This is a genomic window from Corallococcus sp. Z5C101001 (assembly GCF_007352635.1).
In the GTDB taxonomy this organism is placed as follows: domain Bacteria; phylum Myxococcota; class Myxococcia; order Myxococcales; family Myxococcaceae; genus Corallococcus; species Corallococcus silvisoli.
This window is the reverse complement of sequence record NZ_VKLU01000018.1, coordinates 38189-51735: the sequence shown is the minus strand read 5'-3', so window position 1 is coordinate 51735 and position 13547 is coordinate 38189. Positions and strand designations below refer to the sequence as shown.

The 13547-nt window shown below is 70.1% G+C and carries 11 protein-coding genes; 4 read left to right on the top strand and 7 right to left on the bottom strand.

From position 1 onward, the window contains the following. Window positions 1–259 precede the first annotated feature (259 nt). Together FOF48_RS32425 and FOF48_RS32420 are read left to right on the top strand one after the other, a co-directional pair. Window positions 260–1246: a zinc-dependent alcohol dehydrogenase family protein gene (locus tag FOF48_RS32425; protein ID WP_143908158.1), complete on the top strand. Its 987-nt coding sequence runs from the start codon at window positions 260–262 to the stop codon at window positions 1244–1246. Between the two features lie 33 nt (window positions 1247–1279). Beyond that, on the top strand, window positions 1280–2044 hold the full coding sequence (locus FOF48_RS32420; RefSeq protein WP_143908156.1) for a glucose 1-dehydrogenase: 765 nt from the start codon (window positions 1280–1282) through the stop codon (window positions 2042–2044). A 30-nt stretch (window positions 2045–2074) separates the two neighbouring features. Here the strand turns inward: FOF48_RS32420 and FOF48_RS32415 are convergent, their stop codons facing one another. The 4 genes from FOF48_RS32415 to FOF48_RS32400 all read right to left on the bottom strand — a co-directional run bounded on the left by FOF48_RS32415 (window position 2075) and on the right by FOF48_RS32400 (window position 6968). Next, window positions 2075–4615, bottom strand: coding sequence for a hypothetical protein (locus FOF48_RS32415; RefSeq protein WP_143908154.1), 2541 nt, complete (start codon window positions 4613–4615; stop codon window positions 2075–2077). A gap of 110 nt (window positions 4616–4725) precedes the next feature. Further along, entirely contained in the window at window positions 4726–5016 is a 291-nt protein-coding gene (locus FOF48_RS32410) for a UBP-type zinc finger domain-containing protein (RefSeq protein ID WP_143908151.1), read from the bottom strand. Between the two features lie 179 nt (window positions 5017–5195). After that, the gene (locus tag FOF48_RS32405) at window positions 5196–5681 is read right to left on the bottom strand and encodes a VOC family protein (RefSeq protein ID WP_143908149.1); all 486 of its coding nucleotides are present in this window, start codon (window positions 5679–5681) and stop codon (window positions 5196–5198) included. Window positions 5682–5792: 111 nt separating this feature from the next. Then, a complete protein-coding gene (locus FOF48_RS32400) occupies window positions 5793–6968 on the bottom strand; it encodes a BMP family protein (RefSeq protein WP_143908147.1) in 1176 nt (391 codons plus the stop codon). A 290-nt stretch (window positions 6969–7258) separates the two neighbouring features. Here FOF48_RS32400 and FOF48_RS32395 point away from each other — a divergent pair, with 290 nt between their 5' ends. Both FOF48_RS32395 and FOF48_RS32390 read left to right on the top strand, forming a co-directional pair. Further along, window positions 7259–8941: an amidase gene (locus FOF48_RS32395; protein WP_143908145.1), complete on the top strand. Its 1683-nt coding sequence runs from the start codon at window positions 7259–7261 to the stop codon at window positions 8939–8941. A 75-nt stretch (window positions 8942–9016) separates the two neighbouring features. Next, window positions 9017–10120, top strand: coding sequence for a PE-PPE domain-containing protein (locus FOF48_RS32390; RefSeq protein ID WP_143908143.1), 1104 nt, complete (start codon window positions 9017–9019; stop codon window positions 10118–10120). A 147-nt stretch (window positions 10121–10267) separates the two neighbouring features. Here FOF48_RS32390 and FOF48_RS32385 read toward each other — a convergent pair whose 3' ends face one another. The 3 genes from FOF48_RS32385 to FOF48_RS32375 all read right to left on the bottom strand — a co-directional run bounded on the left by FOF48_RS32385 (window position 10268) and on the right by FOF48_RS32375 (window position 13505). After that, window positions 10268–10690, bottom strand: coding sequence for a hypothetical protein (locus FOF48_RS32385; RefSeq protein ID WP_143908141.1), 423 nt, complete (start codon window positions 10688–10690; stop codon window positions 10268–10270). 129 nt (window positions 10691–10819) lie between these two features. After that, window positions 10820–12961 (bottom strand): hypothetical protein, encoded by a 2142-nt coding sequence (locus FOF48_RS32380; protein ID WP_143908139.1) that lies wholly within the window; start codon window positions 12959–12961, stop codon window positions 10820–10822. 16 nt (window positions 12962–12977) lie between these two features. Continuing rightward, complete coding sequence (locus tag FOF48_RS32375; RefSeq protein WP_143908137.1) at window positions 12978–13505, bottom strand: nuclear transport factor 2 family protein; 528 nt, start codon at window positions 13503–13505, stop codon at window positions 12978–12980. Window positions 13506–13547: the final 42 nt, after the last annotated feature.

The window sequence follows — 13547 nt, the reverse complement described above, 5'->3', positions numbered from 1 at the left end:
ACGCGCCCCACCGAGGGGTCCACTTCAGAACCTGTGCAGCCCTCCGCGCCGTGGCGAGGGCCGACTGTCGACGTCTGGCAGCCTCCCCTGCCCCGCGTCCACGGATGGACAGAGCGACCTGCCTCCAGGGGCAGGGGGAAGGGATGAGGGATCGCTCCACCTGGGAGCCGCGCACCCCGGGTGGGTCCAGAGTGCACGCTCGGCAGCAGGACCGAAGGCGGTTAGGGTGGCGCCACCTCTTTCGCGCGGGAGCAACGCCATGAAAGCAGTGCGCTTCTCGGCCTTCGGGCCGCCCTCCGACGTCGCCCAGGTGGTGGAGGAAGCCCCCCCGCCGCTCAAGCCCGGCGAGGCGCGGCTGGCGGTGCTCGCCACGCCCATCAACCCCTCCGACCTGCTCACCCTCTCCGGCGAATACGGCGTGCTGCCCAAGCTGCCCGCGACGCCCGGCAACGAGGGCGTGGGCCGCGTGGTGGAGGTGTCCGGCTCCGATGCCGTCTCCGTGGGCGACCTCGTCTTCCTCCCCCTGGGCGCGGGCACCTGGCGCACCCACCTCACCGCCCCCGCCGCGCAGCTGCTGCCCGTGCCACCCGGCCTGGACCTGCTCCAGGCCAGCATGCTGCTCATCAACCCGCCCACCGCGTACCTGATGCTGCGCCAGTTCGTGACGCTCCAGCCCGGCGAGTGGGTGGTGCAGAACGCCGCCAACTCCGCCGTGGGCCGCTACCTCATCACGCTGGCGCAGGTGATGGGCCTGAAGACCGTCAACGTGGTGCGCCGCCAGGAGTTGGCGGACGACCTCAAGGCCCAGGGCGCGGACGTGGTGCTCCTGGACACGGATGCGCTGCCCCAGCAGGTGCGCGCGGCGACGGGCGGCGCGAAGGTGCGGCTGGGCATCGACGCGGTGGGGGGCGAGTCGTCCCGCCGGGTGGGTGACTGTCTTTCCACCGGCGGCACGCTGGTGAACTACGGCGCGATGGGCGGCCAGGGCCCCCAGCTGTCCGCCGCGGCCTCCATCTTCAAGGACGTCACCCTGCGCGGCTTCTGGCTGACGCGCTGGCTGCGCGACGCCCCTCGCGAGGAGCAGAACGCCACGCTCGCCCGGTTGGCGGAGCTGATGGCCGGGGGCGTGCTGCAAGCGCCCGTGGACGGCACCTATCCCCTGGAGCGCATCCAGGACGCGGTGAAGCGCGCGCAGGAGCCGGGCCGCAACGGGAAGATCCTCCTCACCCCCAACCCCGCGGCGTGAAGCCTCCGCCGCTCACTTGAAGGAACGACGACCATGAAGCGAGTCGAAGGCAAGGTGGCCCTGGTGACTGGCGGCGCGGGGGGGCTGGGTGCCGCGTCCGCGCGGATGCTCGCGCGCGAGGGCGCCAGGGTGGTGGTCACCGACCGGCGCGAAGCCGAAGCGCGCGCGGTGGCGGAGTCGCTGGGCGAGGCCGGCCTGTTCGTCCAGCTGGACGTCACCCAGGAGGACCAGTGGGTCCACGCGCTGGCGCGCACGGTGGAGAAGTTCGGGCGCCTGGACGTGCTCGTGAACAACGCCGGCATGGGCATCGTGAAGGACGTGGAGGAGATGACGCTGGACGAGTGGAAGCTCGTGCACTCGGTCAACCTGGACGGCGTCTTCCTGGGCTGCAAGCACGGCATCCGCGCGATGAAGCAGTGCGGGGCCCAGGGCTCCATCATCAACATCTCCTCCATCGCGGGCATCGTGGGCGTGGGCCAGTTCCCCGCGTACAGCTCCAGCAAGGGCGGCGTGCGCCTCCTGTCCAAGTCCGTGGCGCTGCACTGCGCGGCCAAGGGCTATGGCATCCGCTGCAACTCCATCCACCCCGGCTACGTGGAGACCGCCATGGTGGAGGCGCTGTCCCAGGCCAGCGGCCAGGCGGAGAAGACCCGCGCGCGCATGCTCAAGGGCATCCCCATGGGCCGGTTCGGTGAGCCGGACGACGTGGCGAACGCGGTGGTCTACCTCGCGTCGGATGAGTCCAAGCTGATGACCGGCGCGGAGATGATCCTCGACGGCGGCGCCACCGCGCAGTAGCGCGGGGCCCCACGACCGCGCCCCGGGAGGTCACTCCCAGGGCGCCCCGAGCAGCTCCGCGAAGCGCATCCCCAGCTCCATCCGGCCCACCATCGCCTGCCCCCACGCGGTCGCCTGCGCGGCCCAGGTGACGGGCGTCAGCCCCGCGGTCTCGAAGAGCTTCAGCACGTCCCCTCCCCGCTGGAGCGCCTTGATCATCCGCGCGTAGTCCACGAGCGTCGGGAGCGCCGCCCCCGGGAACAGCACCTCGCTGTCCAGGGGACGCGGGTCCAACCGCGGCTGGAGCGTGGACAGCGCGAGCTGGGCATTCACGAGCGCGTGGAGCTCCTGCTGCTCGCGAGCGGCGGCCTGTCTGGCCGCGAGCGCCTCGGCGTCGCGGCGGGCGACCTCGGCCTGGCGCTCCCGGTCGCGGCGGCGGGACTCGGCCACCTGGCGTTCAATCTCCCGCTCCCGCTCGCGGGCTTCATTCGCCCGGCGGCGCTCGCGGCGCTCCCGCATCATCCGCACCGCGTCGTGCGTGTCGTCCAGGAAGTCGCGGTGGATGTTCGACTCCTCCGGCGGAGACGGCGTGGCGAGCACGCGCTGCTCGAAGGCCGGGAAGCGCGCCTCGAAGTGCTCCCACTCCGCGTCCATCACGCCGAGGATGGCGGGGTCCTGGGACTCCAGCGCGTTGCGCAGCGCCATGGCGCCCTTCGACACGGAGAGGGACGCGGTGCGCGGACGCGTGCCCACCACCTCCTCCGCCGCGTCCCACAGGGCGCGCAGCCTCCGGGGCAGGGCCTCCTCTGGCGCGCCCTCCAGGAGCCTCACCGCCTGGGGATAGAGCCCTTCGGGATCCACGCGCCACCACGTCTGGAAGCGCGCGAGGGCGTCCGGCTCCGCTTCGCGCTGCCTCTCCCAGAGCACGTCGCGCCACCCCGCGAAGGCGGCGAGCAACGCGCCGCGCTCGGAGGGATGTGATTGGAAGCGCCGCCAGACGGCTTCGACGAGGGACTCCCGGCCGGAGAGGGCGCTCCATGAGCGCACCAGCTTGCCCAACGGCGCCACCAGCAGGTGCTGGCCCGGACCGTCCCAGATGGCCATCAACAGGCGGCCCGCATGACCGGGTTCGGCATCCTTCCGCTCGGGAGAAAGCCGCGCGTGCTGTTCCCGCGAGGGGAACATCAACAGCGCCTCCAGCAAGGCCCCGCCGCTGTCCGGGTCGCGGGCCCAGTCGTTCAGCCGCCGCTGTTCGTCCACGCCGGAGTGGTGGAGGAAGAGCACGAACGCGGAGTCCTTGAAGCAGGCATCGCGGTCCTTCGCCGTGCCCTGGTCGATGGCGTGCACCGTCTCCTCGAGGAAGGCCCACATCGCCTCGGTCTCTTCCTCGTCGGGGCCCTCGGGGTCGTTGAAGGGAGGCGTGGCGGCCCACTCGAAGAAGTCCAGCGCGGTCTCCGCGGGCAGGTCGCGCAGCACCGAGCGCGCCCACCGGGCCCAGCGCCGCTGGTCCTCGACGCCCCAGGCCCGGAAGGGGCGGCGCTTCGCGAAGGACCGCAGCTCGTCCGCGAGCGACCCGACCGTGCGCAGGGACACGGTGAGCAGCGCCTCCAGCGCGCCCTCGGGCGGAGGCGAGGCGAGCTCCTGAAGGACCTCCTTCGCGAAGGCCGCGTCGCCGTCCCGCTCCAACCGCGTGAGGAGCCGGCGCGAGCCCCACTGGCTCAGGATGCGCCGGGCGAAGCCGGCGAGGTCGGCATCGGAGGAGTCCAACGCCTGGGCGACCTCTACCTCTTCCCGCAGGCAGAGGGCGCATTCGAAGCGGACCTCGGGGTCCGTGCCGTACAGGCCCCGGCGCAGCGCCGCGGTGACGGCCTCCGGCGGCGACTCGTCCTCGTCCGACACCCGGGCCCAGGCGACCGCGGCGCGCGAGGACAGCTCGGGGACGTCGAGCACGCCCTGGGCGAGGATGCGGATCTGCTCGGACTCCTCGGGGCGGCTTCGCGGGGGAACGCCGTTGCGCCAGTGCGTCAGGGCGAGCATGGCCTCCACCGACATGCGGCCCTCCCCGTTCATCAGCAGGCGGCGCACGGTGAAGCGGGCGCCCTGCTCCCAGGTGCCTTCGTGCACCCACGCGAGCGCGGCCATCTCACGCAGGTCCGGGTCCGGGGCCTTGCTCGACAGCCACTCCAGGGAGTCCGGCAGGGGGCCGACACCGAACTGCTCCTCCAGGGACGCTTCGTCCATGGGCAGCATCCGCGCCCAGCGGTCCTCCATGTCGCGCACGAAGCCGCGTTGGATGAGCCGCGCCTCCATGCGCCGCGCGTCCGCGAGGAGGCTCCGCACCACGCCCCACTGCCGCGCGTAGCGTGCTTCCAGCACCTCCACCTGGGCGGGCTCCAGCGCGGCGGTCCGAGCCGCCAGCGAGAAGCGGTCCACGCCAGACTTCAGGAGCTCTCGCGCGGAGCCGTAGCGCTCCGGCGCGATGGCGCCACAGAGGCACTGCGGACACGCGGCATCGGAGAGGATGAAGCGGGTGCACCCGGGGCAGCGCACCTCGGCGCCCCGGCGCACGCCGCTGTCGAGCAGAGCGGACATGCCCCGTGTCTACTCCGGCTCGGGGGCGTCATGCACCCCGGGCCGGCAAAGCATCGGAGGTCCGGCATCTGTCCATGCCCCGTCACCGGGGGCCGCGAGGCTCCAGCCTGCTACGGGTGCGCCTCGCCGCGAGAAGACCGCGGCTCCATGAAGAGCTGATCGACGTAGCACCACAGCCAGTCATCATCGGACTGGAAGGCCTGGATGATGGGATGCTGTGTCTGACGGAAGTGCTTGGTGGCGTGCTTGTTCTTCGACGAGTCACAGCACCCCACGTGCCCACAGGACAGACAGCGGCGCAGGTGCACCCAGTCGTCCCCCATCTTCATGCACTCCTCACATCCCTCGGTCCTGGGCGACGGGTCATCCACCTGATCCACATGGCTGCAATTCGAGGCCATCGCTGCGCTCCTTGAAGGCAAAGTGCTTTGCCCGCAGGCTGCGCATGCCCTCCCCGCGAGGAAATCGCCCTCCAGGCCTGCTCACACGCTCCTCCGCCCGCCTGGCCATCCCGGAGAGACGAAGGCCCCCGTCTCGACGAGAGACGAGGGCCTCGGGGCGACGATGACCGCTGCTCGCGCTACCGACCTTCGGCGGCCCGCTCCAGCGTGGCGATGTCCAGCTTCACCATCTTCATCATCGCGAGCATGACGCGGCTGCGCTTCGCCTCGTCCGGGTCCTTCAGCAGCTCCTGCATCCGCGTGGGCACGATCTGCCAGGACAGCCCGAAGCGGTCCTTGAGCCAGCCACACTGCACCGGCCGGCCCCCGTTCGCCGTGAGCTTGCTCCACAGGTCATCCACCTCCGCCTGCGACTCACAGCTCACGCTCAGCGAGACGGCATCCGTGAAGGGAATGTCCTGCCCGCCGTTGAGCGCGAGGAGCTGCTGTCCCGCGAGCTGGAACTCGATGAGCAAGACGGACCCCTTCTTGCTTGGCGCTTCGCCTCCATACCGGGCGACCGACAAGATCTTCGAGTCCTTGAAGACAGAGGTGTAGAAGTTGACGGCCTCCTCGGCGTTGGCGTTGAACCACAGACAGGTGGCGATCTTCTGCGCGACGGACATGGGGGCTCCTCCTCGGCTTACAGTGGGCTTCGCGCGCGGCGGGGACAGCGGCCCGACGCGGGTCCTCCACTTAGCATCCTGCCGCGCGACCCCACGCTCGGACGTCCCCTCTCAGGGGAGGGGACCCGCGGCTTCGGAGGGAGCGACGTGCGTGGGGACCTTCAGCTCCCCGGAGATGATGCGGGCCCGCAGCGCGTCCACCGTGCGCAGCGCCTCCGCCTTGCCTGGGAAGTCCAGCCGCACGGGGGCCAGCCCCATGCCTCCCTCCTTCAACCCCAGCGACAGGCTCCCGCCCTTCAAGCGGCCCTGGAGCTGGTCCCGAACCGCCTCGTACACCACCAGGTCCACGTGCTTGAGGACCGCGGACAGCACCGCCTGTGGCGCCAGGTGGGACGGATCCGAGTCCACGCCAATGACATACACGGCGCCGCCTGCGTCGCGCGCCTCCTTCACCGCCTGGATGGCGCCCAGCCCGTCCACGCCGGCCGCCGCGAAGAGGACGTCCGTCTTCTTCAGCAGCAGGTCCTGCCCCACCTGCTTGCCCAGGGCGAAGTCGGTGAAGCTGCCGGTGTAGTTGACGAGCACCGTGGCCTTCGGGTTCGTCGCGGCGACGCCGGCGCGGAAGCCCGCCTCGTAGCGCTGGACCAGGGGGACCTTCATTCCGCCGACCATCCCCACCCGGCCCGTCTTCGTCACGAGGCCCGCGAGCGCGCCCGCCAGGAAGCAGCCCTCCTCCTCGCGGAAGGTGACCGTGCGCACGTTGGGCAGCGTGAAGACCCGACCCTGCGCGTCCAGGAGCGGGCTGTCGACCAGGAGGAAGGGCAGCGACGGGTTGCGCCGGGCCACCTGCTCCACCGCGTTCTCCAGCATGAAGCCCACGCCCATCGCCAGCGACACCTGCTGCTCCGCGAGCAGCTGCAGGTTGGGCTCGTAGTCCTCCGCCACCCGGCTCTGGAGGACCACGGGCGTGATGCCCAGAGGCCCCAGCTCCCGCGCGGCCAGGTCTGGCCCCAGCGAGTCCTGACGCTCGGCCGCGGAGGCCTGCTGGTAGCCGGCCTTCTCGTACTTCACGCCAGCCGCCCACAGCTCCAGCCCCCGCAGGGCCGAGTCGTTGAACGCGTGATCTCCCCGCCCCCCCAATCCCAGCACGAGGCCGATGCTGGGTTTAGAGCCAGAAGGTCGCGTGTCAGACGACTCAGGCCCCGCGGGGGGTGCCTCCTTCTTGCAGCCCGTGAAGGCCGCCAGGAGGCACAGGACGAGAGAGACACTGCGACGGTGTGGGCCCATGGCTCCACCGGTGTATCACGCCGCCACGGCCGCTTCCGGACGCGGGCGCTGCCCGGGTTTGGAGTGTGTGCCTGCGTCGCGGGTGCATGGCTCCGGGCTGTGCACGCCATGTGCCGTCGTCTGGCTGGGACGGCTCCCTCCCAGACACGCGGGCTCCCCGCCCAAAGCGCGTTTCAGCGGGACGCGGCGTGCGTGCGCGGGTGACGCAGCAGCCCCGTGGACGGCGGGACCCGGCCTCCCCCTGGCCGCGCGCGATGGAACGGCCGCGGGGGCGCGGTAGGCTGCACTCCATGCCCTATCAACGCTCCCCGGTGAAGGCGCCGCGTCTCTCAGGCGTGGCCCTCAAGGCCATGGTCCACACGCTGGAGCGGGGCGGCGTCGGGCCGGTGCTGGTGGAGAAGTTGATGCGGGACAGCGGCATCGTGTCGTGGCGCGAGCTGTCCGCCGGAGACGCGCCGCCCGTCCAGTACCCCCTGCCCCCCGGGGCGCCCGCCACCGAAACCCAGACACCGCTGGAGCAGGCCGCGCGCGCCGTCGCCGCTTCGCCGGGCGAGCCGACGCGGGAGACGGTCGCGGCCTTCGCTCGCGCCTACCGCGAAGGCGGGATGGATCCGGTGGCCGTGGTGCGGAAGGTCCATGCGTCCATCGAGCGGCTGGACGGCGGCGCGGACCGCCTGGGCCTCTTCATCGCGCGCAAGCCGGACGAGGTGCTGCGGGCCGCGGAGGCGTCAGCGGAGCGCCTGCGCGCGGGCAGGCCCTTGAGCGTGCTGGAGGGCGTGCCCGTGGTCCTGAAGGACGAGGTGGACCTGGCGGGCTTTCCCACGACGCTGGGCACCACGTTCCGCCCCCAGGTCGTCTCCACCGACTCGACGGTCGCCGCGCGCTTGAAGGCCGCGGGCGCGCTCATCCTGGGCAAGGCCAACATGAATGAGATTGGCATCAACCCCATCGGGTTGAACCCGCACCACGGCGCCGCGCGCAACCCGTGGAACCGGGGCCACATCACCGGCGGCAGCTCCAGCGCCTCCGGGGCCGTGGTGGCCGCGGGCCTGTGTCCGCTGAGCATCGGCGCGGACGGAGGCGGCTCCATCCGCATTCCCGCCGCGCTCTGCGGCATCGTCGGACTGAAGGCCACGTGGGGCCGCATCCCGGAGACCGGCGTTCCGCCGCTGTGCTGGAACGTGGCGCACGTCGGCCCCATGGGCCTCACGGTCGACGACGTCGCGGCGATGTATGCGATTCTCGCCGGTCCGGACGGGCATGACGTCGTCGCGCGGCAGCAGCCCCCGCATCACCTGTCAGGCTACGAGGATGGGGCGCTGAAGGGCGTCCGCCTGGGGCTCTGCACGCCCTACTTCGAGGACGCCGACCCGGACGTGGTGGCCCGGTGCAAGGAGGCCGTGCGCGCCCTCACCGACGCGGGGGCCACGGTGGTGGAGATTCCGCCGCCGGACCTGAACACGATCCTCTGGACGCACAGCTGCATCATCTTGAGTGAGATGACGGAGGCGATGCTGCCGCAGCTGAAGGAGAGCGCGTCGGTGTTCGGGCTCGACTCGCGAACCAACCTGGCGCTCGGGCGGCACTTCCGGGCCACGGACTTCGTCCACGCGCTGCGGCACCGGCACCGGCTGACGCGGGAGCTGCTGTCCCTCATGGCGGACGTGGACGTCATCGTCACCCCGACCACCGCCAGCACCGCCCCGGCGATCCCCGAAGCGACGCTCCCCGACGGCGAGTCGAACCTGCCCGTGGTGGATGCGTTGATGCGCTTCATCCGTCTGGCGAACCTCACGGGCTGCCCCGCCCTCTCCGTGCCCGCGGGCTTCGACCGCGCGGGCCTGCCCGTGGGCTTTCACCTGATGGGGCGGCCGTACGAGGAGCACCTGCTGCTGCGACTGGGACGGGTGGTGGAGCACGCGGCGGAGCACCGCACGCCGGCCCTCCACGTGAACGCCTTGCGGCCGGGTTGAGCGCGGGAGGGCGGGGGCAACTCCTGCTCTCATCCTCCGATAACTCCCTGAACCGGGAGCGCGGAGGACCCAGCCATGGCCATCGAGGGTGTTGGACGAGGAGCAATCCGGCCGGCGACGCCGCGGTCCACTGACGAAGCGTCCACGCCCGTCGCGGCGAGGAACACGGTCGCCCGTGCCCAGGTGAAGGCGGACGTCTTCGAGGCGAAGAGCGCCTCGGCCGCCGGCGCTGTCGCGGGCAACGCGAACCTCCCCCCGGTCCAGTCCAACACGGGAACGGTCCAGGCCGGTACGGTGACGCTGGACGAAGCGACGAAGGTGGCTCGCGGCGCGCTGAAGGTCGACGCGAGCGCCGACCCCAAGACGTACGACGGCATGTACCTGGGTTCGGATGGCTACGCGTATCCGCCGGACGCGTTCTCCATCTCCGAAGTCCCGCCGTTCAAGCCGGAGAAGCCCATCGCCTCCCCGACGCCGACGACGTACCACGTCAACGGCATCCTCACGAAGCCGCAGGACGACATGGGCGAGGCCCAGAAGCTGGCGAACGAGACGGGCACGAACGTGGTTCCCATCTACAACGCCACGGAGGGCCTGCCCGCGGACGTCGCGCAGACGGGCCTGGACCGGCTGGGCCTGGGGAACAACAAGGCGGCCCAGACGCTCGCCGACGCCGTCTACAACGACCTCCAGGCCGGCAAGAAGGTCAACGTCACGGGCTACAGCCAGGGCGGCGCCGTCGTGTCGAGCGCGTTGCGCGCGGTGGACAACCGCGTCAAGGGGGACATGGGCGGCTTCTGGGGCAACCTCCCCATCCTCGGCGAAGGCAACCGGCAGAAGCGCGAGGCGCTGCTCGGGAACATCAACGTCTCGACCTTCGCGGGCGCGGGCAAGACCTTCCCGGACGGGCCCAAGTACACGTTCTACGTCAACAAGCAGGACCCCGTGCCCACGTGGCTGGGCACGCACGAGTTCAACCCGGTGACGGACATCGTCACGGGCATCGTGTCGGGCCTCTTCCCGAGCATCGGCATCATCAACGGCGGCCCGTCGACCCAGGCTCCCAAGGGAGCGACCGTCCACACCTTCGACTCCGCCGGGACGAACGAAGACGTCTTCAACGTGGACGGCAAGCACGGCATCAACACGTACCTGAACAACATCCGGGACGCCTCGTGACGTGAGTCACGCGGGGAGTCGAGCGGATCCACCCTGCGCTGCAAGAGGTTCGTCTTCGCGGAGCCCGTCAGCTCCAACCCCACCCATGCGGCGGGGTCCACGAAGAGCAGGTCCCGGGCGATGAAGGGGGCTGCCCCTTCACACGACTCACCCCGCCAGCAGGCGGACTTCCTCACACGGCGCGTCAACGGCCGCGGCCCTCACCGAACTGGGGCGTCGCGCCGGGACGGGAGCGACGCCGCCCAGCCAGTCCCACGTCTCGCCGTTCCAGAGCTGCTCGCGCCATCCCAGCTGCGACGCGGCCTCGCGCGCCCTCGCACCGTGGGTGATGAGCGCCCAGCCCAGCCGGGACTGCTTGCACTCGCCGCTCTTGAACTTCAGCAGCCGGTGCTTTCCTCCCGCTTCCCCGCGATCCGCGTCCCAGAGGGCCTGGTTCTTGAGGCCCTCTCCCTGGAAGTCCACGCCGTTCCAGTCACACCAGGCGAGCACATCCTTCAGCCGGATCAACTTCGCGCCCCGTGAAAGTTCAGTCACTGCCGCCACGAGAAGGTCGGGGGTGATGACACGCATGGAAGAAGCCTCCGGTGCAGGTCGGCGAACGGAGCCAACCTACAGCGTGCGCTCCGCATGAAGGGCCTCCGAAACTTCATGCCTCTGTCATGGTTCTGTCATGAAGCGCGGCGGTTTGGCGCGGCGCGTCTACCATTCCGCCACATACGCCGCCCAGCGCCATGAGCCGATGGCGTCCGACAGCAGGTACACCTTCTTCATGAGAGAAAGGTATTCACCGCGAAGCCCCCACTCCTTCGCGTCACGCACGCCGATGGGGTCCATCCCGGAGCGGAACACGTCCCGCATCGCGGCGACCAGCCGGGTGATCAGATCCTGCGGTCCCTGGTTGAAGACCAGGAGCTCCCCTGACTGATACCGGTCCAGGGAGCCGGTGTTGTATTTGAGGTTCGAGCGAAGGAACACGACGCCCTGGACGCTCGATTGGGAGGACATCACCACCCGGGCCAGCTGCGCGAGGATGGGATAGAGGAAGGCGTTCGGCATCTCCCCGGCGAACTTCGTGAAGTCGATGACCAGGAGCACGTCCTGTGAGCCCTTGAGCTGTTGTCGGCTCAGGTACTCCAGCAACAGCGTGGCGATCTCCTCTCCCGCCTTCAGGCCCTGCGTGCCACGCTTCACCAGCTTCGAATGCAGGCTGTCGGAGAGGTTCACCCAGACCTGCGTGCCCTGGGCGCTGTCGAGCCCGACCTCCTCGCTGAGGAAGCCTCCCAGGTAGAACTCGAAGTAGGGCACGAACGGATCCAGGTTGTCCTTGCTGGGGACCGGGACATGCACCTCGAAGTCCATCTCCGCGAGGACGTCACACAGCCGCTTCCCCGCCGCCATGCCCGTGGGCGCGTAGATGCGGTGGAAGGTGCACGGGAACTGCCCTGTCGGGACGCTCTGAAGCGTCTCCTGGATGGCGGTCTCGGAGCACCCCACCGACGGTGCCCAGGCCCCCGCCAGCCCTGGAATCTTCTGGAGCGCGTCCTTGAGCTCCGTGGCCGACAGGCACGTCGCGCCAAGGAAGGCCAGCTCCCAGAGCGCGGACTCCAGCACCCAGAGATATTCGAAGAAGGTGAGGTCCTCCGGCTTCTGCTGGAGCACCGCCAGCTTCCGGGCGTGCCGGTGGATCCGCTCCTGCACGAAGCCGAAGAAGTCCGTCAGCCCCTCTTGAGAGTCCTCCATCACCTTCTTGCGCGCGGTGTGGACCAGCACGTTGGCGATCTCCACCAGCTGGCGGATCCACTCCACCGCCAGCTTGTGACCGCTCCTCTTCGCCACCTCCAGCAGCGCCTCGACATGGCCGAGCCGGGCGCCGCCATATCCCTTGTATCCCTTCCGGGGCTCCTCCGAGGTCTTCGCCAACGCCTGCCGCATCAAGCGCAACAGGTGGTTGAGATAGGTCTCGTTCAGCGAATAGGCCCCCAATGACAGACGGGTCCCGGAGTACTCGGCGCCGCCTTTCTCCTCGTGCCACGAGGTGTAGGAGGGTTCGGAGAAGCCAAACGAGCCCATGAAGGAGAATTTGATCCGCGGGTCCTCCTCCAGGAGGGGCCCGTCTGGAAACTGCGGAAAGACGAGCGTCCGCCGCGCGGGCGACAGGTGGCTGTTCGTCAGCGGATGCGGGAAGGTCGCGGTGAAGCGGCTGGGAGGCACGTACCTCCCGGAGACGGTGCCCGCGCGGAAGGTGAGGGTGTCCGGCATGCCGAAGGCCAGCGGCGTGCCTGTCACGTACTTCAACATCTGGCGGATCATGTGCGGCGGCGTGTCCTCGAAGGGCCGCACGTAGCCATCCAGGTCGACCGCTTCGTCCTCGGAGCCTCCCGACGCGCGGGTGCGCAGCCAGTTCGCGTTCTTCCGGGCCCGGCCGCCTCCCGCCGTCCGGTATCCGAACAGGGCCAGGTTGACCATGAACTGCCGGTAGCCCATCCCGAGCTCCACCTCGAGCTGCTTCAGGATGTCCCGGGGCTCATCCACCTTCAGGTCCAGCGCATCCACGTCGGACACCGGCATCGCCCGGGACTTCAGGGCGAACTTCTTCCGCGCCAGCTCGAAGGCCTCCGTGCCCACCGCCAGGGACCGGTTGACGATGCACTCGTTGGCCACCCAGAGGATGCTGAAGTGGTCCTGGTCCCCGTCCTTCTTCTTGTCATCGATGGTCGGCTTGGGCTTCCAGGGCACCGGCTCGACCGGCGATGACGAGCTGACCTGGAGGACCGCATCGCACTCGATGCACCTGCCGGGGAGTGGGCTCGAGAACTCCTTGCACGCGGGACAGGTGTACATGCGGGAGGCTCGTCCCTCAGGGCTTGGGCGGCGCCTTCGCCGGAGTGGCGGGCGCGGGCTTCGTCTTCGCGTCCGTGGCGATGCGGTTCGTCACTTCATCCACCAGGTCGTTGGGGATGGGGATGGAGAGGTTGTACTGGGCGATTCGCCACCCGGCCGCCTCCTTCACCAGCACGCCGCTGCCCCGCGCCGGGCCCAGGTTGGGCGTGTCCAGGGCCTCGTCGAACCACGCCACCTGGCCGTCCTTCGACAGGAACACGTTGCGGGACACCGCCTTGAAGCTCCAGGCCTTGCCCTTGGCGAAGTAGGGCTTCGCCCAGGCGTGGAACTGGTCCACCGTCCAGCGCTCCTCGCCATCCGTGCCCATGAAGACCGCGTCCGGCGTGAAGAGCGCGAAGTAGCGCGCCTCGTTCGCCACCGCCGCCGCGCGGTGCCAGTCGTCCAGCACCGTGGCCACCGCCACCTTCGGGTCGGCCGGGGCCTGGGCCACGGGCGCGACGGGGTTGGCGCCAAGCGCCAGCAACAACCAGGAGACGGATGCCATCGGGTTCACCTCGACGGAAGGGGGGTTCGCGGTATGAAGCGG

Bases quoted from the DNA above. Each gene is read 5' to 3' on its own strand.
- FOF48_RS32425 (WP_143908158.1), top strand. From the start codon at position 260: ATGAAAGCAGTGCGCTTCTCGGCCTTCGGGCCGCCCTCCGACGTCGCC.
- FOF48_RS32420 (WP_143908156.1), top strand. From the start codon at position 1,280: ATGAAGCGAGTCGAAGGCAAGGTGGCCCTGGTGACTGGCGGCGCGGGG.
- FOF48_RS32415 (WP_143908154.1), bottom strand. From the start codon at position 4,615: ATGTCCGCTCTGCTCGACAGCGGCGTGCGCCGGGGCGCCGAGGTGCGC.
- FOF48_RS32410 (WP_143908151.1), bottom strand. From the start codon at position 5,016: ATGGCCTCGAATTGCAGCCATGTGGATCAGGTGGATGACCCGTCGCCC.
- FOF48_RS32405 (WP_143908149.1), bottom strand. From the start codon at position 5,681: ATGTCCGTCGCGCAGAAGATCGCCACCTGTCTGTGGTTCAACGCCAAC.
- FOF48_RS32400 (WP_143908147.1), bottom strand. From the start codon at position 6,968: ATGGGCCCACACCGTCGCAGTGTCTCTCTCGTCCTGTGCCTCCTGGCG.
- FOF48_RS32395 (WP_143908145.1), top strand. From the start codon at position 7,259: ATGCCCTATCAACGCTCCCCGGTGAAGGCGCCGCGTCTCTCAGGCGTG.
- FOF48_RS32390 (WP_143908143.1), top strand. From the start codon at position 9,017: ATGGCCATCGAGGGTGTTGGACGAGGAGCAATCCGGCCGGCGACGCCG.
- FOF48_RS32385 (WP_143908141.1), bottom strand. From the start codon at position 10,690: ATGCGTGTCATCACCCCCGACCTTCTCGTGGCGGCAGTGACTGAACTT.
- FOF48_RS32380 (WP_143908139.1), bottom strand. From the start codon at position 12,961: ATGTACACCTGTCCCGCGTGCAAGGAGTTCTCGAGCCCACTCCCCGGC.
- FOF48_RS32375 (WP_143908137.1), bottom strand. From the start codon at position 13,505: ATGGCATCCGTCTCCTGGTTGTTGCTGGCGCTTGGCGCCAACCCCGTC.